Genomic DNA, 20,192 nt, shown 5'->3' with positions numbered 1-20,192 from the left:
TCTCTAACCGATTCAGCGGGCAGGCGTCGATCGGGCGCCCGCCCGCCGAATCGGCCCGCCCGCCATGCCAACCTCACTCAGATAGCGAGTAATCCGATGACTTCGATCACCACCCGGCGCCACGGTGGCCCGCCCGGTCGCTCGCCCGCCCAAACCCCGCCGACTCCCGTCGTAGCCGACACCGCGGTGGCGGACACGGCACACAGTGGTGACATCGTCGGTGCCTTCGGGCGGATACCTCGCGACGGCGATGGCGCAACCCGCGGACGCTGGGCGCGCCTGCGGACGTTGATGATCATCAGTGGTCCGGGCCTGATCGTGATGGTTGGCGACAACGACGCCGGCGGTGTCGCGACCTACGCACAGGCCGGGCAAGACTACGGGATGAAACTGTTGTGGACGCTGACGTTGCTGATCCCGGTGCTGTATGTAAACCAGGAGATGGTGCTGCGGCTCGGTGCCGTCGCGCGGGTTGGGCACGCGCGGTTGATATTCGAACGCTTCGGCAAATTCTGGGGGGCATTCAGCGTCGGTGATCTGCTGATTCTCAACGCGCTGACGATCGTCACCGAATTCATCGGCGTATCAATGGCACTCGGCTTCCTGGGTTGTCCCAAGGTCATTGCTGTTCCGGCCGCCGCGGTGCTGTTGTTCGCCGTCGTGGCCGGCGGGTCGTTCCGCCGCTGGGAAGCGATGATGTTCCTGCTAATCGCGGTGAACGTGGTGATCATTCCGATGGCGCTGCTGGTGCACCCGACCCTCACCGGGACCGTCGAGGGATTGCGGCCGCAGTTCCCAGGCGGACTCGACGCCACCGTGCTGTTGCTGATTGTCGCGATCGTCGGCACCACCGTCGCACCATGGCAGTTGTTCTTCCAGCAGTCCAACGTGGTCGACAAGCGCATCACCACACAGTGGATTTCTTATGCGCGAGCCGATTTGGTGCTCGGCATCGTCGTCGTGATGGTCGGCGCGACAGCGCTGATGGCGGTGACCGCGTTCGGATTGTCCGGCTCCGCGGATGCCGGGCACTTCACCGACGCGGGAGCGGTGGCGACGGGCCTGGCCAACCACTTCAGCGGCACGGTGGGCATGCTGTTCGCGATCATCCTGCTCGACGCGTCGTTGATCGGAGCGAACGCGATCGGCCTGGCCACCACGTATGCCGTCGGTGACTCGATGGGCAAGCGGCACTCACTGCACTGGAAAGTCAGTGAAGCGCCACTGTTCTACGGCGGCTACGCCGTCCTCCTTGCGGTGTCGGCCGCAATTGCTTTTAGTCCCGATCAGGTCCTGGGCCTGGTGACCCAGGGCGTGCAGGCGCTCGCCGGCATCCTGTTGCCCTCGGCGACCGTGTTCCTGGTCCTGCTGTGCAATGACCGCGCGGTTCTGGGGCCATGGACAAACACGTTGCGGCAGAACATCGTTGCCTGGTCGACGGTGTGGTGTCTGGTGTTGCTGTCGCTCGCGTTGACCGCGGCGACGTTCTTCCCGCACCTATCCACCACCACCCTGGTGGCCGGCCTCGGGGCCGGAGCGGCGACCGGCATCGTCGGCGGCGCCGCCGTGCTGATCGCCAGCCGGCGCAGGGGCGCTCGCCGCAAAGCGGAGACGATTTCGCAGGCATTCGGTGGCGGCCTGGATCCGCAAGACGTCGACGAACTCGACGACACCTCACTGCTGACCCGCGCCGAGCGGCGTGCTGTTCGCCGGCAGGACCGGGCGAACTGGCGTACCCCCGATCTGGCCACCATCACCCGCCCGACCATGTCACCGGCCCGTCGTGCGGGTCTGTTTACCCTGCGCGGCTACCTGGTGGTGGCGGTCGTGCTGGTCATTGTCAAGGTCGTCGAGGCCGGCCTGGGCTGATGCGGTACCAGCACACGCGCCGCGGTGTGGGGAGAGGGAAATCGGGTGCTGGTGCGGTTGGTCGCGTGGTTGCGCTCGGCGTGGTCTGGGTTGAGGCTGAAAAGGTGTTTCGGCGACCCCGCCATGTTCGCTCCGATGTCCGTTTCCAGTGTGTGTTGCTGGCGCCGAGGGTGCCGCCAGGGAGGGCGATCGCGGATGCTCCCCCCTCTACATCCACTCTCAAAGCCGGCAGCGCTCACTCGATGCGGCGGCATGACAGTCGATCCGGTGAGCACGCGACATCCCCCGAACACCGGCCATACAAGAGTTTTGACCAACACGGGCAGGACTCAACGTGGCGAAAACAGACGCCAAGCTATGCGTCTTAGGCTTAGGCGACCACTTCGATCGGGTCACCGACGTTGACGGTGTTGAAGTACCAGGCGGCATTGTCCGGGCTGAGGTTGATGCAGCCATGGCTGACGTTGGCGTATCCCTGTGAGTTGACCGACCACGGCGCCGAGTGCACGTATACGCCGCTCCAGGTGACCCGAACCGCGTAGGACGCGGTGATCAGATACCCGTCGGAAGAGTTCAGCGGAATACCGATGGTGCGTGAATCCATCACCACAGTGCGCTCTTTCGACAGCGCACTGAAGTTGCCGATCGGAGTCGGACGGCTGGGCTTGCCCATCGACGCCGGCATGGTGCGCAGCACCTCTCCGTTTCGGCTGACGGTGAACGTGTGCGCGGAGATGCTGGCCACCCCGAGCAGCTCGTCTCCGGTTTCGAAGCCGTCGGTCAGCTCCTGCACACCCACCGAAATGTGGCTATGGGTCGGCCAGTAGTGATCGGGAATCCACTGCACGACGAAGCTGTCGACCCACTCGAAATGTCCGGTCATGTTACTGGGGGAGGTGACACGAATGGTCCGTTCGGCCGCGCGGCGATCGAGGACCGGGGCGTTGAAGGTCACCACCACCGGGTGTGCCACGCCCACCACTGCACCGTTGGCCGGCAACACTGCGGCGACTCCGGGAACGGGCTGCGGCAGGGGTACCGCGGCGCTCGCCAGAGCGCCCGACCCGGTCAGGGCCATCGTCGTGATTGCGACCATAACGAACAGATAACGAACTGCGTGGCGCATGACGGTCACCCTTCGGGACGGTGCAATCAACACAACCGCATTCTAGGGCTGTGTACCCGCTACGTGCTGCAGCAAACATCTCGGACCGCCGGTCCGGCTTTGCTCCGGTCGTCATGGTAGCGGTCCGTCGCCAGCCTTGCCTGAGTCTGCGGCGCAGCCGGCACCTGCGCTGTAGCCGGCCCCCAGCCCGCTGAGATTGGCTGACTGGCCGACGACACGTTAGCCTCAGCGAAATCGTGCTCCACCGCCGAGGAGGTGTAAGTGCTCTTTCGTCAGCTGGAGTATTTCGTGGCGGTCGCCCAGGAGCGTCACTTCGCCCGGGCGGCCGAGAAGTGCTACGTCTCACAACCCGCGCTGTCGTCGGCGATCGCCAAGCTCGAACGTGAACTCAACGTCACCCTGATCAACCGCGGCCATAGCTTCGAGGGCCTGACTCCCGAGGGGGAGCGGTTGGTGGTGTGGGCCAAGCGGATTCTGGCCGAGCACGACGCGTTCAAGGCCGAGGTGGACGCGGTGCGCTCCGGTATCACCGGGACGCTGCGGTTGGGCACGGTCCCGTCCGCGTCGACGACGGCGTCGCTGGTGCTGTCCGGTTTCTGCTCGGCGCACCCGTTGGTCAAGGCCCAAATCTGCTCCCGGCTGGCCGCAACCGAGCTGTACCGCCGGCTACGTGACTTCGAACTCGACGCGATCATTGTGCATCCGACAACAGCAGACAGCCGCGACATCGATGTGGTGCCGCTCTACGAGGAGCGCTATGTGCTGCTGGTGCCGCCCGACATGGTGCCCGCGGGCGCGTCGACGCTGCGCTGGCCGGACGCCGCGCAACTGCCGCTGGCGCTGCTCTCGCCGGACATGCGGGATCGCCAGATCATCAACGCCGCCTTCGCCGAGCATGCCATCACGGTCAGCCCCCAGGTCGAGACGGACTCTGTCGCTTCGCTTATCGCTCAGGTGGCCACCGGCAACTGGGCGTCCATCGTTCCGCACACCTGGCTATGGACCACGCCGACCGGCGGCGAGATTCGTCCGGTCCCGTTGGTCGATCCCATTCGCAAAGCCCAGATCGGTTTGGCCACCAACTCCGCCGGCCCGGGATCACCCGTCGCCCGCGCGCTCGTCGCAGCTGCGCAGGAGTTGGACCTGGGCGAGTTCTTCGACGCGCGGATGTCGGGAATCAGCCGCCGGCGCTGACCGGCGCCGGCGGGGCGGTGGCCGCGCTGGTGGGGTTCAGGCTCGCCAGGTGTCCGCTCTCCACACCGGCGGCCGGGCTGAGCTCGCAGTCGATGATCGACGGTCCCCCCGACGCCAGCGCGTCGGCCAGTGCCGCGGTCAGCTCCGATGGGGTGGTGACGTGATATCCCTTGCCGCTGAAAGCCTCTGCGATCAGCTCGTGACGCGCGCGAGCGTTCAGCACGGTAGGCGCCGGATCGCTGCCGGCCACCGCCGTTTCGTCACCGCGGTAGCCGCCGCCGTTGTTGAGGATGACCACGGTCACCGGAAGTCGATACCGGCAGATGGTCTCGACTTCCATGCCCGAAAAGCCGAATGCGCTGTCCCCTTCGATCGCGACGACCGGGCGGCCGGTCTCCACCGCGGCAGCGATCGCGTAGCCCAGGCCGATGCCCATCACCCCCCAGGTACCGGTGTCGAGCCGGTGTCGCGGCAACTGCATGTCGATGACGTTGCGGGCCAGATCCAGCGCGTTGGCGCCTTCGTTGACCACATACACATCGGGATTGCGTTGCAGCACGGCGCGAATGGCGCCGAGCGCGTTGTAGAACCGCATCGGGTGCGGGTCTTCGGCCAGCCGCTCGCGCATCTTGGCGTCGTTGCGCGCCTTGCGATCCGACAGCTCGCCGGTCCATTCCGCCGGCGCCGCGATGGGACGTCCGGCCAGGCCGTCCAGCAGCGCCGACATCACCGAGCCGATGTCACCGGTCAGCGGTGCCGCCACCGGCCGGTTGCTGTCGAACTCCGACGCCGCGATATCGACCTGGATGAACTTGGCGTCGGCCGCCCACTGCGGCGACTCGCCATGGCCCAGAAGCCAATTCAGCCGGGCACCGACCAGCACGACGGTATCGGCCCGTGCGATGGCCAGCGAGCGGGCCGCGCCAGCGGACTGCGGATGCGAGTCGGGCAGTAGCCCCTTGGCCATCGACATGGGCAGGAACGGAATTCCGGTGGTCTCGACGAACTCGCGAATCACGTTGTCGGCCCGGGCATATGCCGCGCCCTTGCCGAGCACGATCAGCGGCCGCCGGGCCGCGGCGAGTAGCTGCAGGGCGCGGTCGACCGCCTCGGCCGCGGGAAGTTGTCGCGGTGCCGGGTCGACCAGCCGCCAGATGCTGTCGGCGGCAACGGAGACCTCCAGTGCCTGACCGAGCACCTCGCCGGGGATGTCGAGGTAGACACCGCCCGGCCGGCCCGAAATCGCGGTGCGAACAGCGCGCGCGACCCCGAGCCCGATGTCCTCCACCCGGTTGATCCGGTAGGCCGCCTTGACGAATGGCCGGGCGGCGTTGAGCTGGTCGATCTCCTGGTAGTCGCCGCGCTGCAGGTCCACGATGGACCGCCGGCTCGAACCCGAGATCTGGATCATCGGGAAGCAGTTTGCGGTGGCGTTGGCCAGCGCGGGCAGGCCGTTGAGAAAGCCGGGGCCCGACGTCGTCAGGCAGATGCCGGGACGCGCCGTGAGGAAACCGGCGGCCGCGGCCGCATTGCCGGCCGAGCCCTCATGACGGAAGCCGATGTAACGGATCCCAGCGGCCTGGGCGGTGCGGGCGAGGTCGGTGATGGGGATGCCGACGATCCCGTAGATGGTGTCGACGTCGTTGGCCTTGAGGGCCTCCACCATGAGGTGAAAGCCATCGGTCAGGCGAACACTGGCCGGTCCATCCGGCGCTGCGCCGGGAGATGCCGCTTGCATGGTCATGGTGGCGACTCCTCGTGTCTGAGGGGGACCGGAGTGCTCCGGGCCGCGAATGGCTCGGTCATCACTTTGTTCCAGTGCCGGGGCTGTGTCCAAGACCGGGGCGCTATTCAGTGATTTACGTTGTCTATTGACCCTGGCCACCGACCGGGTGCATTCGATAGGTTCCGGCTATCGAGCGGTAGCGGATCGGTATTGGACAAGAAGCATTGTCACCGGCAGGGTGGCCATACAAGAGCCGATCCGGCACCGGCAACACCCGAGAGGAGCGTGCGATGTCATCGATCGCCAAGACGGTGGCGCAACAGTTCGCGGCCGATGGTCCCACCGAATCGTCGAGTCCGCGGATTGCCGATCTGGTGATGGTGGCGGCAACCCGGCGGCCGGAGGCCGTCGCACTTGTCGTGACCGCCGACCGCGTCGCGATCAGCTACCGTGACGTGATCCGGCTGGCCGACGACCTGGCCGGGCAGTTGACCAGGGCCGGTCTCTTGCCGGGCGACCGGGTGGCGCTGCGTTCCGGCAGCAACGCCGAATTCGTCGTCGCGCTGCTGGCCGCGTCTCGAGCCGATCTTGTCGTGGTTCCGTTGGACCCGGCGTTACCCGTCGGCGACCAGCGCGCCCGCGCCGAGGCTGCTGGAGCACGTGTGGTGCTGGTGGACGGCAACGGTCCCGACAGCGGGGAAGATTCGGCGATCCGGTGGTGGCCGGTGGCGGTGAGCGTGGGCCGCGATGACGGGGCCCTATCGGTCCGTTTGGAGGCTGCCGGGGAACCGAAGCCGGTCACGGCCGCACCCGAGGGGCTGCGGCCCGACGACGCCATGATCATGTTCACCGGCGGGACGACGGGCCTGCCGAAGATGGTCCCGTGGACCCACGGAAACATCGCCAGTTCGATCCGGGCGATCATCGCCGGGTATCGGCTGGGTCCGCAGGACGCGACGGTCGCGGTGATGCCGCTGTACCACGGTCACGGCTTGATGGCCGCGTTGCTGTCGACGCTGGCGTCCGGGGGCGCGGTGTTGCTGCCGGCGCGCGGGAAGTTCTCGGCGCACAGTTTCTGGGACGACATCGACGCGGTGCACGCCACCTGGTACACGGCGGTGCCGACCATTCACCAGATCCTGTTGGAGCGTGCCAAAACTGAACCGTCCGGCACCAAAGCCGCCCTGCGCTTCATCCGCAGCTGCAGCGCCCCGCTCACCCCGGAGACGGCGCAGGCGCTGCACGCTGAGTTCAGCGCGCCGGTGGTGTGCGCGTTCGGGATGACCGAGGCCACCCACCAGGTGGCCACCACCAGCCCCGACGACGAGGAAAACCCGGCAGTGTCAACCGGTCTGGTGGGCAACTCGACCGGGCCCGAGATCCGGATCGTCGGGTCCGGCGGAGCGCCCGTCGGCCCCGGCGAGGTCGGCGAGGTCTGGCTGCGCGGCCCCACCGTGGTGCGTGGCTACCTCGGCGACCCGAAGATCACCGAAGCCAACTTCACCGACGGTTGGCTGCGCACCGGCGATTTGGGGACATTGTCGGCCGACGGCGACCTGAGCATCCGTGGCCGGATCAAAGAGCTGATCAACCGCGGCGGCGAGAAAATATCGCCGGAGCGCGTCGAGCACGTGCTGGCCACCCATCCGAACGTGTTGGAACCGGCCGTCTTCGGCGTTCCCCACCCGCTCTACGGTGAGGCCGTCGCGGCGGTGATCGTGCCTCGCCAGCCCGCGCCGACTCCCGAAGAACTCACCGAGTTCTGCCGGGAACGCTTGGCGGCCTTCGAGATTCCGGCAACCTTCGAGCTGGCGAGCGAGCTGCCGCACACCGCGAAAGGTTCGCTCGACCGTCGCGCCGTGGCCCAACGGTTCGGTCCGCCGGCGTAACCCGGAGTCACCGCGACGACGTGACCGAACCCCACGCCGCTCGCGCGCCGGAGTCGCCGACGCGATACGTCTGGACCAGCGTGGCGGCAGCGGCGGCCACCACCAACAGCATGACCACCAGCTGCACTACGGGTTTCACCGCGCGTCCGCGGGCCCGGCGAAGGTGGACGACCGCCAGCGCGACCATCGTCGCCGCCAGTGCAACCGCGAAGTAGGACAGGGTTTGGCCGAGGTTCGCGTGGCTGTCGATCGCCGGCGACTGGCCGATCTTGCCGGCCAACCACTCGCCCGAGTCCGCGGTCAACGGGGTCACGACGAGCGTAATGACGGCCAGGGCCAGCGTCAGCCAGACCAGTCGTTGGCGGGCGGCCGGCCATAGCGCGCACATGATCGCCAGGATCGCCGCCAACGGACCCAGCACGACGACCAGATGGTTGAGCAATATGTGGGCCGGTAGTCCGTCAACCGTCGACATGAGGCCGGCTACGCGGTTGACTTCACCCGGGCCGCAGCGGATTCCGGCATCGGTTCGTATCGGGCGAACGTGCGGGTGAACGATGCGGCGCCATGGGCGAGTGAGCGCAAGTCAATGGCATACCGGGTCAACTCGACCTGAGGCACTTCGGCTTTGACCACCGTGCGTTCGTTGGCGGCGGTCTCGGTACCCAGCACGCGGCCGCGGCGCCCGGACAGATCGCCCATCACCGCGCCCACGAAATCGTCGGGCACCAGCACCGAGATCTCGTCGATCGGCTCGAGCAGGATCACCTTGGTCGCCGCGGCCGCATCTCGCAATGCCAGTCCACCGGCCATCTGGAAGGCGAAATCGGAGGAGTCGACGCTGTGGGCCTTACCGTCGAGCAGGGTGACCCGCAAGTCCACCACCGGGTAACCGGCGAGCACCCCCTTTTCCATCTGCGCGCGGACACCCTTCTCCACGCTCGGAATGAATTGGCGTGGCACCGCGCCGCCGACCACCTTGTCGACGAACTCGAACCCGGAGCCCTCCGGCAACGGCTCCACCTCGTTGTCGCACACCCCGTACTGGCCGTGGCCACCGGATTGCTTGACGTGACGGCCGTGGCCTTTGGCCTTGCCGGCGAACGTTTCCCGCAGCGGTACCCGCAGCTCCACGGTGTCCACGGTGACGCCGTACCGATTGGCCAGCCCGTCGAGCACCACGCCGGCATGGGCCTCACCCATGCACCACAGCACGATCTGGTGGGTCTCCTGGTTCTGCTCGATCCGCAATGTCGGGTCTTCGGCGGCAAGACGGCCCAAGCCGACCGACAACTTGTCCTCGTCGGTCTTGGCGTGCGCCTGAATCGCGATGGGCAACAAGGGTTCCGGCATCGTCCAGGGTTTCAGCACCAAGGGCTCGGACTTGTCCGACAGGGTGTCGCCGGTTTCCGCGCGGCTCAGCCTGCCGATGGCGCAGATGTCGCCGGCGACCACGGCGGTCGCGGGGCGTTGCTGCTTGCCCAGCGGGAAAGACAGCGGACCGATGCGTTCGTCTTCGTCGTGGTCGGGATGGGTGTTCGCCGACCCGTTCTGGTCGCCGAAAAACGACGAGAAATGGCCGGACACATGAACCGTGGCGTCGGGCTTGATGGTTCCGGAGAACACCCGCACCAGGCTGACCCGGCCGACATAGGGGTCGGACGTCGTCTTCACCACCTCGGCGAGCAAGGGCGCGCTCACGTCGCAGGCCAACTCGGCGTGTGCGGCGCCCTGCGGGGTGAACACCTCCGGTAGCGGGTGCTCCATCGGAGACGGGAAGCCGCGGGTGGCGACCTCCAGCAGTTCCAGGGTGCCGACGCCGGTGCCGCTGCACACCGGGATCACCGGGAAGAACGAGCCGCGGGCAACGGCCTTCTCCAGGTCCTGGATCAGGATGGATTCGTCGATATCCTCGCCGCCGAGGTAGCGCTCCATCAACGACTCGTCCTCGGACTCCTCGATGATCCCTTCGATCAGACTGCCGCGGGCCTCCTCGATCCGATCGGCGTCCGATGGGTCCGGGGGGCGCGCGGCGCGCTTGCCGCCGGCGTACTCGTAGTGGATTTGTGACAGCAATCCGATCAGGCCGTCACCGGCGGGTCCGGCGGGAAGGTACAGCGGTAAGACTTTGTCGCCGAACGCGTCCTGGGCGGCGGCCAGTGCCTCGGGATAGTTCGCCCGGGCGTGGTCCAGCTTGGTGATCACCACTGCGCGTGGCATGCCGACCTGGCTGCATTCCTGCCAGAGCGACTTGGTGGGCTCGTCGACGCCCTCGTTGGCCGCGATCACGAACAGCGCGCAGTCCGCGGCTCGCAACCCGGCGCGCAGCTCACCCACGAAATCGGCATATCCAGGGGTGTCGACGAGGTTCACCTTGATGCCGTCGTGTGACAGCGAGGCCACCGCGAGCCCGACCGAGCGCTGCTGGCGGATCTCCGCGTCGTCGTAGTCGCAGACCGTGGTGCCGTCGGTGACCGATCCGGGCCGGGACAGCACTCCGGCCGCGACCAGTAAGGCCTCGACGAGGGTGGTCTTGCCGCCGCCTGATGGGCCCACCAGCACCACGTTGCGAACCGCGTCCGGGCCGTCCGCGGTGGGTGCGGCTCCCGCCCCCTGGGAGGCACTCGCTCTGTCGGCCATGATTTTCCTCCAGTTCTTCCGGGTGTCAGGAATCCAAGCCCGCCCACTCCCGTAAGCGGTGTGCTCCAGCCCACAGGACGCAGTAGCAACTTTTCCCCCAACCGCCGCCCAGCACAAGGCCCGGCCGATGCGGTGCGACGGAGGTGCTGTGGCGTCGGCTCGGGGGTCGGCCGGTCCGGTGCCCGCCGACTGCCACCTCCGCGGGAAATGCGCTAGTGCTTCTCCAAGCCAGGCTATGCTGCCCTGGTACCAGTGTGACGGGTGTGGCCGACGGGCAGCCGGGTCAGCTGTGCCAGCCGGACCAACGCCGTACTGACACGGTGACCACCGGCCCGTCCAACGGAATCGACTGGTACTGAGGGTATTTCGTGCGCAGCAGCCGGTATCCGGTGTGCATGGCCGCACCGTCGTGATAGATCGCGGCGACTCCGTCGGCCCGGGCCCACCACAACTGCGTCCAGTCGTCGTCGTAATGATCGACGAGCAGGCTGACGTGCGGATTGCTATTGATATTGGTGAGGCGCTGCAGCCGCCGGGTAGTTTTCGGCTTCGCGTCGACGGCGGTGAAGATGCGGTCCCGGTCCACCGCGAAAACCACCGGCACCAGGTGTGGCGTGCCCGCGGGCGTGATCGTGGCCAACCGCGCCACCGGGGATTGCGAGAAGGCGGCCTTCGGGTCGAATTCGCCCACCGGCTCAGCCTAAAGGCCGGGCTGCCGCTCGGCTCGGGCCGGCTGCCACGGAAATCCCGGTGTGCGGGCTACCGTTACCCCATGCCGGCGCAGACGCAGATCGCCAATCTCCTCTACCGCTATGCGGAGTGCGTCGACGCCGGCGAATTGGACGAGGCGGCCGCGCTGTTCGAGCACGCTCGCATCCGGATCGACGCTGCCGGCCACGACACCATCGATGCGGCAGGGCTGCTGAGGATCTGGAAGTCGCTGATCGTCTTGTATCCCGACGGAACACCCCGAACCAAGCATGTGGTCACCAATCCGATCATCGAGATCGACGGGCACGCCAGAACCGCGCAATGCCGCAGTTACTACACGGTGCTGCAGCAGACCGAGGACTTTCCGCTGCAGGCCATTGTTACGGGCCGCTATCACGACCGCTTCGAATGCGTCGAGGGCAGCTGGCGCTTTTCCTACCGCGACCTGACTCTCATCGACATGGTCGGTGATATCAGTCACCATCTGAGTTATGGCATTAAGCAGGCCTAGAACAGGTATAGGCGATATCGACAATTTTGGCCGCTCGAAGTCTTGCGGCCTGCCGAGGTGGGTATTTGGACTACGGTAGATGTAGACAAAGTTGTGCTGCCCGGACCTTAAGGCTGGGACAATTCAGCTTCTCCCCCGACGCAGGAGGTTACGGGATGAGCAACGTTCGCCACCATCCGGTGAGGTGGCCATGGCTGGTCGCCATATTGGCCGTGCTCGGATTGGGTCTGGCCACACCGCCGGCGCCGGCATCGGCGGCGCCGTCCACATTCGCGCTGGACCGGTTCGCTGACTACCCGTCGCTGCCGCTCGACCCGTCGGCGTTGGTCGGCCAGGTGGGGCCGCAGATCGTCAACATCAACACCAAGCTGGGCTACAACAACGCGGTAGGAGCCGGCACCGGCATCGTCATCGATCCCAACGGTGTCGTGCTGACCAACAACCACGTGATTTCGGGCGCCACCGACATCAGCGCGTTCGACGTCGGCAACGGCCAAACCTACGGCGTCGACGTGGTTGGCTATGACCGCACCCAGGACATCGCGGTGCTGCAGCTGCGGGGTGCGGGCGGTTTGCCCACCGCCGCGATCGGCGGCGGGGTGTCGATCGGTGAGCCCATCGTCGCGCTGGGCAACACCGGCGGGCAGGGCGGAACGCCGCGCGCGGTGCCCGGACGGGTGGTCGCCCTCAACCAGACCGTCCAGGCCTCGGACGCGCTCACCGGCGCCGAAGAAACGCTGAACGGGCTGATCCAGGTCGACGCCGCGATCCGGCCCGGCGATTCGGGCGGGCCGATCGTCAACAACCAGGGGCAGGTTGTCGGCATCAACACGGCCGCGTCCGACAACTTCCAGCTGTCTCAGGGCGGGCAGGGCTTTGCCATTCCGATCGGCCAGGCGATGGCGATCGCCAACCAGATCCGCTCCGGAGGCGGGTCGCCCACGGTGCACGTCGGACCGACCGCGTTCCTCGGCCTCGGCGTCGTCGACAACAACGGCAACGGCGCCAGGGTGCAGCGAGTGGTGGGGACCGCGCCCGCCGCGTCGATCGGGATTTCCAACGGCGACGTGGTTACCGCGGTCGACGGCATCGCGATCAGTTCGGCTACCGCCTTGTCGGATGTGCTCAACGGGCATCATCCCGGCGACGTCGTCTCGATCAGCTGGCTGTCCAAATCAGGGGTCGCGCGCACCGAGAACGTGACGCTGGCGGAAGGGCCGCCGGCCTGAGCTATGCGGGGATGATCACTGCCGGCCGGCGAATTCGGTTGGCGCCGGCAGTGTTTGCCCGCATGGTTCCCGAAGTTCCACCTCGGGTACCCGTGGCATCGTGGAGTTGATGAACGACGCGAGAGAAGCCTCCCGGCACGATGCTGCGCACCATCCCGCCGAGGGCAGCCATGTCGAAGGAGGTGTGGTCGAGCACCCCGATGCCAAGGATTTCGGCAATGCCGCCGCGCTTCCCGCCGACCCGACCTGGTTCAAGCACGCCGTCTTCTACGAGGTACTGGTCCGGGCGTTCTACGATTCCAGCGCTGACGGCTCGGGTGATCTGCGTGGACTCCTGGACCGGCTGGACTACCTGCAATGGCTCGGCATCGACTGCATCTGGCTGCCCCCGTTCTATGACTCACCGTTGCGTGACGGCGGCTACGACATCCGCGACTTCTACAAGGTGCTACCCGAGTTCGGGACCGTCGACGACTTCGTCGCCCTCGTCGATGCCGCCCACCGCCGCGGAATCCGGGTCATCACCGACCTGGTGATGAACCACACCTCGGAATCCCACCCGTGGTTCCAGGAATCCCGCCGCGACACCGACGGGCCCTACGGCGACTACTACGTGTGGAGCGACACCAGCCAGAAGTACACCGACGCCCGGATCATCTTCGTCGACACCGAAGAGTCGAACTGGACGTTCGACCCGGTCCGCCGCCAGTTCTACTGGCACCGCTTCTTCTCCCACCAGCCGGACCTCAATTACGACAATCCGGCCGTTCAAGAGGCGATGATCGACGTCATGCGCTTCTGGCTGGGCCTGGGCATCGACGGGTTCCGGCTGGACGCGGTCCCCTACCTTTTCGAGCGCGAGGGCACCAACTGCGAGAACCTGCCCGAGACGCACGCCTTCCTCAAGCGGGTCCGCAAGGTGGTCGACGACGAATTTCCCGGCCGGGTGCTGCTGGCCGAGGCCAACCAGTGGCCGGCCGATGTCGTCGAATACTTCGGCGACGCCACCACCGGCGGCGACGAATGCCACATGGCCTTTCACTTCCCGCTGATGCCGCGTATCTTCATGGCCGTCCGCCGCGAGTCGCGGTTCCCGATTTCAGAGATCCTGGCGCAGACGCCGCCGATACCCGATATGGCGCAATGGGGGATCTTCCTGCGCAACCATGACGAGTTGACGCTGGAAATGGTCACCGACGAAGAGCGCGATTATATGTACGCCGAGTACGCCAAGGATCCGCGGATGAAGGCGAATGTCGGCATCCGCCGCCGGCTGGCGCCGCTGCTGGACAACGACCGCAACCAGATCCAATTGTTCAACGCGCTGCTGCTCTCGTTGCCGGGCTCACCGGTGCTCTACTACGGCGACGAAATCGGCATGGGCGACGTGATCTGGTTGGGGGACCGCGACGGCGTGCGGACCCCGATGCAGTGGACACCGGACCGTAATGCCGGATTCTCCACAGCCAACCCCGGCCGGCTCTACCTGCCGCCGAGCCAGGATCCGGTCTACGGCTACCAGGCGGTCAACGTCGAGGCGCAGCGCGACACCTCGACATCACTGCTGAACTGGACCCGGACCATGCTTGCGGTGCGGCGGCGCCACCAGGCGTTCGCCGTCGGATCCTTCCAGGAACTGGGCGGGTCCAACCCGTCGGTCCTGGCTTTCGTCCGGGAAACACCGGGCCGGGACGGCAGAGGCGGCGGTGACGGCAGAGACGGTGATGTGGTGCTGTGCGTGAACAACCTCTCGCGGTTCCCGCAGCCCATCGAACTGAACCTGCAGCAATGGAACAACTACACACCGATCGAGCTCACCGGGCATGTGGAGTTTCCCCGTATCGGCCACCTGCCCTACCTGCTGACCCTGCCGGGCCACGGCTTCTACTGGTTCCAGTTGTCCAGAACCGAGGAGAACGCATGATCCGCGCCGGTGACGATGCGAAGCGAAGCGAAGAGGAGCGGCGCGCATGAGCCTGCCAGCCAAGCTGCCCTGGTCTGAGTGGCTGCCACAGCAACGGTGGTACGCCGGACGCAACCGCCAACTGTCCCGCGCAGAGGTCAGCGTGGTCGTCCCCCTGAAGAACGATCTCGACCTGGTGCTCGTCGACGCCGACTACGCCGACGGTTCGGCGGAGCGCTACCAGGTGATCGTCGGATGGGACGCGGCGCCGGTGTCCGAGTACAGCACCGTGGCAACGATCGGTGCCGCGGAAGACCGGACGGGCTTCGACGCCCTCTACGACACCGATGCGCCGCCGTTTCTGCTGTCGTTGATCGACTCGTCAGCCATCCGCGTTGCATCCGGGGTGGAAGTGACATTCGCCAAAGAACCAGACATCGAATTGCCGTTGAACGCGGCGCCGCACGTCTCCGATGCCGAGCAGAGCAACACGAGCGTCATCTTCGATCGGCGTGCGATCTTCAAGGTGTTTCGGCGCGTCTCCAGCGGCATCAACCCCGATATCGAATTGAACCGGGTGCTCGGCCGTGCCGGTAACCCGCACGCAGCACGGTTGCTGGGAACATACGAGATGGCCGGGCCGGACGCCGGCAGTTCGGCGGCAAATGAGCAGGCGTGTCCGCTGGGCATGGTGACCGAATTCGCCTCCAACGCCGCCGAGGGCTGGGCGATGGCCACCGCCAGCGTCCGTGATCTGTTCGCCGAAGGCGACCTGTATGCCCACGAAGTCGGCGGAGACTTCGCCGGCGAGTCTTACCGGCTCGGCGAGGCGGTGGCGTCGGTGCACGCCACCCTGGCCGAGTGCCTGGGAACGGCCCAGGCGCCGTTCCCGGTGGACACCGTGTTGGCGCGGCTGTCGTCGACCGTGGCGGCGGTTGGGGAGCTGGAGGCGTACGCGGCGACGATCGAAGAGCGATTCCAGAAGCTGGCCGGCGAGACCGTCACCGTTCAGCGGATCCACGGCGACCTGCACCTAGGACAGGTGTTGCGGACCCCGGAGAGCTGGCTGTTGATCGATTTCGAAGGCGAGCCGGGTCAGCCGCTGGATGAGCGGCGAGCACCTGATTCGGCGCTGCGTGATGTGGCCGGTGTGTTGCGCTCCTTCGAGTACGCCGCCTATGGGCCGTTGGTGGACCAGGCCACCGACAAGCAGTTGGCGGCCCGCGCCCGGGAATGGGTCGAGCGCAATCGGACCGCGTTCTGCGAGGGCTATGCGGCGGCATCGGGGACCGACCCCCGGGATTCGGCGCAGCTGTTGGCCGCCTACGAACTGGACAAGGCGGTCTACGAAGTGGGCTACGAGGCGCGGCATCGGCCCGGATGGCTGCCGATTCCGTTGCGTTCGATCGCCCGGCTGACCGCCTGAGCAGGCTTTTCCGCGGTTGCCCGGCGTGGTCTGCGAGCTGGGGTGACCGGCTGATATCTGCGGACCCCGCGAGTCTCTGGAAGCATGCTCGTGTGCGGAAAGAGACTTACGACAGCGAAGCGAGGTTGTCCTGGGTGCTGGCCGGGCTGGCCGGGGTGCTGGGGGCCACGGCGTTCACCCACTCCGCCGGCTACTTCGTGACTTTCATGACCGGCAATGCGCAGCGAGCTGTGCTGGGAGTCTTCCGCGACGATGTGTGGCTGACGATAACAGCGTCGTTGTTGATCGTGTGCTTTGTCGCCGGTGTGGTGGTTGCCTCGATATGCCGCCGCCATTTCTGGGTCGATCATCCGCACGGCCCCACCGTGCTGACCACTTTCAGTCTGGTGGCGGCCACCGCGCTTGACATTCTCCTGGGTGGATGGGAACAGACCCTGCTTGATTTCGTCCCGATTCTGTTCGTGGTGTTTGGGATTGGCGCGTTGAACACATCGTTCGTCAAGGATGGCGAGGTGTCGGTGCCGTTGAGTTACGTGACGGGCACCCTGGTCAAGATGGGTCAGGGCATCGAACGTCACCTGGCCGGCGGGAAGGTGGAGGACTGGCTCGGCTACTTCTTGCTGTACGCCAGCTTCAGCCTCGGTGCTGCGGCCGGAGGCGTTATCAGCTTGGTGGTCGGCGGATCCCAGATGCTGGCGGTGGCGACGATAGTCTGCGCGGTCACCACGGGCTACACGTATTTCCACTCCGACCGGCGGACGTTGGTGAAGGAATCCTGACCCGGATCAGCCGGATCACCCGGATCGGCGGGTGAGCGTAACGAACATCGGCAGCAGCGCTGGCCGTGTGCGCTGCTGCCGATGCTGGCTCGGGTATTAGCCGGGTCTCACGTGGCAGGGGCGGCGGGGCCGTTGAGCACCTGCAGCATGTCCGGCTTCATGGCGACCAGTTGCTGATTCCAGTAGGGCCATGAATGCGTTCCGTTCGTCGGGAAGTTGAACACGCCGTTGCGACCGCCCGAGGCCAGGTAGGTGTCCCTGAAGGTTTGGTTGGTGCGCAGCGTCAGGCCCTCAAGGAACTTGGCCGGCATGTTGTCGCCACCGAGGTCGCTGGGGGTGCCGTTGCCGCAGTACACCCAGACTCGAGTGTTGTTGGCTACCAGTCGCGGAATTTGAATCATCGGGTCATTACGCTTCCACGCCGGGTCGGTGGACGGGCCCCACATGCTGTTGGCGTTGTAACCGCCGGAGTCGTTCATGGCCAGCCCGATCAGCGTCGGCCACCAGCCCTCGGACGGGTTGAGGAACCCCGACAACGACGCCGCGTACGGGAATTGTTGCGGGTAGTACGCGGCCATGATCAGCGCCGAACCGCCCGACATCGAAAGGCCCACCGCCGCATTGCCAACCGGTGAAACGCCCTTGTTGGCCTGCAGCCAGGCGGGCATTTCCCTGGTGAGGAAGCTCTCCCACTTGTAGGTGTAACTCTGACCGTTGCCCTGCGAAGGCTGGTACCAGTCGCTGTAGAAACTGGACTGGCCGCCGACGGGCATGACCACCGACAGGCCGGATTGGTAGAACTCCTCGAACGCGGGGGTGTTGATATCCCAACCGCTGTAGTCGTCCTGTGCGCGAAGACCATCCAGCAGGTAGACGGAATGCGCTCCGCCGCCTTGGAATTGGACCTTGATGTTGCGGCCCATCGACGGCGACGGGATCTGCAGATACTCGACTGGAAGGCCCGGCCTGGAGAACGCGGCCGCGGGCACCGAGCCGCCGACGGCGCCGACCACACCGGATAGCAGGGCGGCCCCCACTGCCGCGATACCCAGCCGGCGGGGCATGGTTTTCGCTGCGCCACGCAGCTTTTCAACGAACTTCATGGCTTGTAACCCATCCCAACTCTCGTCTGCCGCGTGTCGCGGTCGAACCTGTCTTGGGCGAGTGAAACACAGCAGGGCGCCGTGACGGGTCTGTCACCGCCGAAGCGCGACATCGCGGTTGGCTAACGATTGGGCGTCGGCCCGGAATCGGCTCGTCGAGTTGACGATTGCCGCGCACCGGCGGCCGAGGAGCGTTCTCGTGAGGTCATGGGAAATGACCCTGTTTGTGGTGTCAGCAAGGCGCGGTTCCTAGCCTAGCCTGCTGTGAATGGGCGGCAGCCCGACCCGATCTATGCTTACTCCCGACCAGAGGAGACATTCATGCGCACCTTCGAGTCCGTTGCCGACCTGGCCGCTGCCGCGGGTGAGACCATCGGGCAGAGCGGCTGGGTGACCATCACTCAAGAAGACGTCAATCTGTTTGCCGATGCCACTGGTGATCACCAATGGATCCACGTAGATCCGGAACGAGCGGCCAAAGGCCCGTTCGGCACGACCATCGCCCACGGCTTCATGACGCTGTCACTGCTGCCGCGGCTGCAGCATGACATGTACACGGTCAAAGGGATCAAACTGGCAATCAACTACGGACTCAACAAGGTTCGCTTTCCCGCGCCGGTGCCCGTCGGCTCCAGGGTACGGGCGCAGAGTTCGTTGGTCGGCGTCGAAGACCTCGGTAACGGCGCCGTACAGGCCACGGTGGCTACCACGATCGAGATAGCGGGTTCGCCCAAGCCCGCATGCGTGGCCGAAAGCGTCGTTCGTTACATCTCCTGAGCGCTCGCCGTCAGAATTCGGCGATCGCATGTTCGAGGCGCTCGGCCAGTCGCGCCTCGGCCGCCGCCCGGCGGGTCGGGATGTGCTGTGACGGGAAAGGTGTTGTCACCGGCTCGTATTCGCGCAGGGTGCGCCGCGCCACCGTCATCTTGTGCAGCTCGGTGGCGCCATCGGCGATGCCCAGTGATTCGGCGCCGACCAACATCTTGACGAACGGCATCTCGTCGGAGACCCCCAGCGCGCCATGCAGGTGCATGGCGCGCTGCGCCACATCATGCAGCACCTGCGGCATCGCGACTTTCACCGCCGCGATGTCGCGGCGGACCTTCTGGTAGTCGTGGTGTTTATCGATCAGCCACGCAGTTCTCAGCACCAGCAACCGGAACTGTTCGATCTGAATCCAGCTGTCGGCGATCTTCTCTTGGGTCATCTGGAAGTCGGCCAATCGCCCATGTCTGGTTTTACGTGATACCGCGCGCTCACACATCATGTCGAAGGCCCGGCGCGCCAACGCAATTGTTCGCATTGCATGATGGATGCGGCCACCGCCGAGTCGGGTTTGCGCGATCATGAACGCCTGGCCTTCCCCGCCCAGCACATGATCTGCCGGCACCCGCACGTCGTTGTAGCGGACGTAGCCGTGGCTGGCATGCCTGGAAGACTCCGAGCCCACACCGACATTGCGCACGATCTCGATGCCGGGTGTCTCGCCAGGAACGATAAACAGCGACATCTTCTCGTGGGTATGGGCCTCGGGGTTGGTGACGGCCATGACAATGAAGAACCACGCGTGCTTGGCGTTGGTGGAAAACCACTTCTCGCCGTTGATGATCCAGTCACCTGAGCTGTCACGGGTCGCGGCGGTGACGAACAAGCCGGGATCCGAGCCGCCCTGCGGTTCGGTCATCGAGTAGCACGACGTGATCTCGCCGTCCAGCAGCGGCTGCAGGTAGCGCGCCTGCTGTTCCTCGGTGCCGAAGAGCGCGAGGATCTCGGCGTTGCCGGAGTCCGGCGCCTGGCAGCCGAACACCGACGGCGCCCACCGCGAGCGCCCGAGGATCTCGTTGAGCAGTGCCAGCTTGACCTGGCCGAAGCCTTGGCCGCCGAGTTCCGGCCGCAGGTGTGCGGCCCACAGCCCCTGGTCCTTTACCTGGTGCTGCAACGGCCGCAGGACCGCCATCGTCTCGGGATTCTTTTTGTCATACGGGTCGAGTGCGACCAGATCCAGCGGCTCGACCTCGTCGGCCATGAATTTCTCAACCCAGTCGAGTTTCGCCTGGTACTGCGGCTCTGTTTCGAAATCCCACAC

At 66.1% G+C, this 20,192-nt stretch carries 16 protein-coding genes; 9 read left to right on the top strand and 7 right to left on the bottom strand.

Annotated features, from left to right (window positions below):
• Positions 1-96: 96 nt before the first annotated feature.
• A complete protein-coding gene (locus BST40_RS18265; protein WP_075547974.1) occupies positions 97-1,869 on the top strand; it encodes an NRAMP family divalent metal transporter in 1,773 nt (590 codons plus the stop codon).
• 370 nt (positions 1,870-2,239) lie between these two features.
• On the opposite strand, the gene BST40_RS18260 is transcribed toward BST40_RS18265, so the two are convergent.
• Positions 2,240-2,995, bottom strand: coding sequence for a L,D-transpeptidase (locus tag BST40_RS18260; RefSeq protein ID WP_075547973.1), 756 nt, complete (start codon positions 2,993-2,995; stop codon positions 2,240-2,242).
• Between the two features lie 261 nt (positions 2,996-3,256).
• On the opposite strand from BST40_RS18260, the gene BST40_RS18255 reads away from it, so the two are divergent.
• Positions 3,257-4,189, top strand: a complete 933-nt coding sequence (locus tag BST40_RS18255; RefSeq protein WP_075547972.1) for a LysR family transcriptional regulator — start codon at positions 3,257-3,259, stop codon at positions 4,187-4,189.
• On the opposite strand, the gene oxc is transcribed toward BST40_RS18255, so the two are convergent.
• On the bottom strand, positions 4,173-5,933 hold the full coding sequence (oxc, locus tag BST40_RS18250; protein ID WP_083155049.1) for an oxalyl-CoA decarboxylase: 1,761 nt from the start codon (positions 5,931-5,933) through the stop codon (positions 4,173-4,175). The two genes, BST40_RS18255 and oxc, sit on opposite strands and share 17 nt — an antisense overlap.
• A 272-nt stretch (positions 5,934-6,205) precedes the next feature.
• Here oxc and BST40_RS18245 point away from each other — a divergent pair, with 272 nt between their 5' ends.
• Positions 6,206-7,804 carry a FadD7 family fatty acid--CoA ligase gene (locus BST40_RS18245; protein ID WP_075547970.1) on the top strand — a complete coding sequence of 533 codons (1,599 nt, stop codon included), beginning with the start codon at positions 6,206-6,208 and terminating at the stop codon, positions 7,802-7,804.
• A 7-nt stretch (positions 7,805-7,811) separates the two neighbouring features.
• Here the strand turns inward: BST40_RS18245 and BST40_RS18240 are convergent, their stop codons facing one another.
• The 3 genes from BST40_RS18240 to BST40_RS18230 all read right to left on the bottom strand — a co-directional run bounded on the left by BST40_RS18240 (position 7,812) and on the right by BST40_RS18230 (position 11,135).
• Positions 7,812-8,279, bottom strand: coding sequence for a DUF2231 domain-containing protein (locus BST40_RS18240; RefSeq protein ID WP_075547969.1), 468 nt, complete (start codon positions 8,277-8,279; stop codon positions 7,812-7,814).
• 8 nt (positions 8,280-8,287) lie between these two features.
• Complete coding sequence (locus BST40_RS18235) at positions 8,288-10,444, bottom strand: elongation factor G-like protein EF-G2 (RefSeq protein ID WP_083155047.1); 2,157 nt, start codon at positions 10,442-10,444, stop codon at positions 8,288-8,290.
• 283 nt (positions 10,445-10,727) lie between these two features.
• On the bottom strand, positions 10,728-11,135 hold the full coding sequence (locus BST40_RS18230) for a TIGR03668 family PPOX class F420-dependent oxidoreductase (protein WP_075547967.1): 408 nt from the start codon (positions 11,133-11,135) through the stop codon (positions 10,728-10,730).
• Positions 11,136-11,216: 81 nt separating this feature from the next.
• Here BST40_RS18230 and BST40_RS18225 point away from each other — a divergent pair, with 81 nt between their 5' ends.
• The 5 genes from BST40_RS18225 (at position 11,217) to BST40_RS18205 (ending at position 17,003) form a co-directional block, all read left to right on the top strand.
• Complete coding sequence (locus tag BST40_RS18225; protein WP_075547966.1) at positions 11,217-11,666, top strand: nuclear transport factor 2 family protein; 450 nt, start codon at positions 11,217-11,219, stop codon at positions 11,664-11,666.
• 155 nt (positions 11,667-11,821) lie between these two features.
• Positions 11,822-12,895, top strand: coding sequence for a S1C family serine protease (locus BST40_RS18220; protein ID WP_075547965.1), 1,074 nt, complete (start codon positions 11,822-11,824; stop codon positions 12,893-12,895).
• Positions 12,896-13,004: 109 nt separating this feature from the next.
• Complete coding sequence (gene treS / locus BST40_RS18215) at positions 13,005-14,819, top strand: maltose alpha-D-glucosyltransferase (protein WP_075547994.1); 1,815 nt, start codon at positions 13,005-13,007, stop codon at positions 14,817-14,819.
• A 46-nt stretch (positions 14,820-14,865) separates the two neighbouring features.
• Positions 14,866-16,224 carry a maltokinase N-terminal cap-like domain-containing protein gene (locus BST40_RS18210; protein WP_083155045.1) on the top strand — a complete coding sequence of 453 codons (1,359 nt, stop codon included), beginning with the start codon at positions 14,866-14,868 and terminating at the stop codon, positions 16,222-16,224.
• A gap of 92 nt (positions 16,225-16,316) precedes the next feature.
• Positions 16,317-17,003 carry a YoaK family protein gene (locus tag BST40_RS18205; protein WP_089025209.1) on the top strand — a complete coding sequence of 229 codons (687 nt, stop codon included), beginning with the start codon at positions 16,317-16,319 and terminating at the stop codon, positions 17,001-17,003.
• A gap of 107 nt (positions 17,004-17,110) precedes the next feature.
• On the opposite strand, the gene ag85C is transcribed toward BST40_RS18205, so the two are convergent.
• Positions 17,111-18,106 (bottom strand): diacylglycerol acyltransferase/mycolyltransferase Ag85C, encoded by a 996-nt coding sequence (gene ag85C, locus BST40_RS18200; RefSeq protein WP_075547962.1) that lies wholly within the window; start codon positions 18,104-18,106, stop codon positions 17,111-17,113.
• Between the two features lie 321 nt (positions 18,107-18,427).
• On the opposite strand from ag85C, the gene BST40_RS18195 reads away from it, so the two are divergent.
• On the top strand, positions 18,428-18,883 hold the full coding sequence (locus BST40_RS18195) for a MaoC family dehydratase (RefSeq protein WP_075547961.1): 456 nt from the start codon (positions 18,428-18,430) through the stop codon (positions 18,881-18,883).
• Between the two features lie 10 nt (positions 18,884-18,893).
• On the opposite strand, the gene BST40_RS18190 is transcribed toward BST40_RS18195, so the two are convergent.
• The gene (locus tag BST40_RS18190; protein ID WP_208618913.1) at positions 18,894-20,192 is read right to left on the bottom strand and encodes an acyl-CoA dehydrogenase family protein; all 1,299 of its coding nucleotides are present in this window, start codon (positions 20,190-20,192) and stop codon (positions 18,894-18,896) included.

Source organism: Mycobacterium persicum, from assembly GCF_002086675.1.
In the GTDB taxonomy this organism is placed as follows: domain Bacteria; phylum Actinomycetota; class Actinomycetes; order Mycobacteriales; family Mycobacteriaceae; genus Mycobacterium; species Mycobacterium persicum.
This window is presented reverse-complemented; position numbering and strand designations above follow the sequence as displayed.

Coding starts and splice junctions, on each gene's coding strand:
- BST40_RS18240 (WP_075547969.1), bottom strand. CDS start 8,279: ATGTCGACGGTTGACGGACTACCGGCCCACATATTGCTCAACCATCTG.
- BST40_RS18210 (WP_083155045.1), top strand. CDS start 14,866: ATGAGCCTGCCAGCCAAGCTGCCCTGGTCTGAGTGGCTGCCACAGCAA.
- ag85C (WP_075547962.1), bottom strand. CDS start 18,106: ATGAAGTTCGTTGAAAAGCTGCGTGGCGCAGCGAAAACCATGCCCCGC.
- BST40_RS18245 (WP_075547970.1), top strand. CDS start 6,206: ATGTCATCGATCGCCAAGACGGTGGCGCAACAGTTCGCGGCCGATGGT.
- BST40_RS18260 (WP_075547973.1), bottom strand. CDS start 2,995: ATGCGCCACGCAGTTCGTTATCTGTTCGTTATGGTCGCAATCACGACG.
- BST40_RS18220 (WP_075547965.1), top strand. CDS start 11,822: ATGAGCAACGTTCGCCACCATCCGGTGAGGTGGCCATGGCTGGTCGCC.
- oxc (WP_083155049.1), bottom strand. CDS start 5,933: ATGACCATGCAAGCGGCATCTCCCGGCGCAGCGCCGGATGGACCGGCC.
- BST40_RS18225 (WP_075547966.1), top strand. CDS start 11,217: ATGCCGGCGCAGACGCAGATCGCCAATCTCCTCTACCGCTATGCGGAG.
- BST40_RS18235 (WP_083155047.1), bottom strand. CDS start 10,444: ATGGCCGACAGAGCGAGTGCCTCCCAGGGGGCGGGAGCCGCACCCACC.
- treS (WP_075547994.1), top strand. CDS start 13,005: ATGAACGACGCGAGAGAAGCCTCCCGGCACGATGCTGCGCACCATCCC.
- BST40_RS18265 (WP_075547974.1), top strand. CDS start 97: ATGACTTCGATCACCACCCGGCGCCACGGTGGCCCGCCCGGTCGCTCG.
- BST40_RS18195 (WP_075547961.1), top strand. CDS start 18,428: ATGCGCACCTTCGAGTCCGTTGCCGACCTGGCCGCTGCCGCGGGTGAG.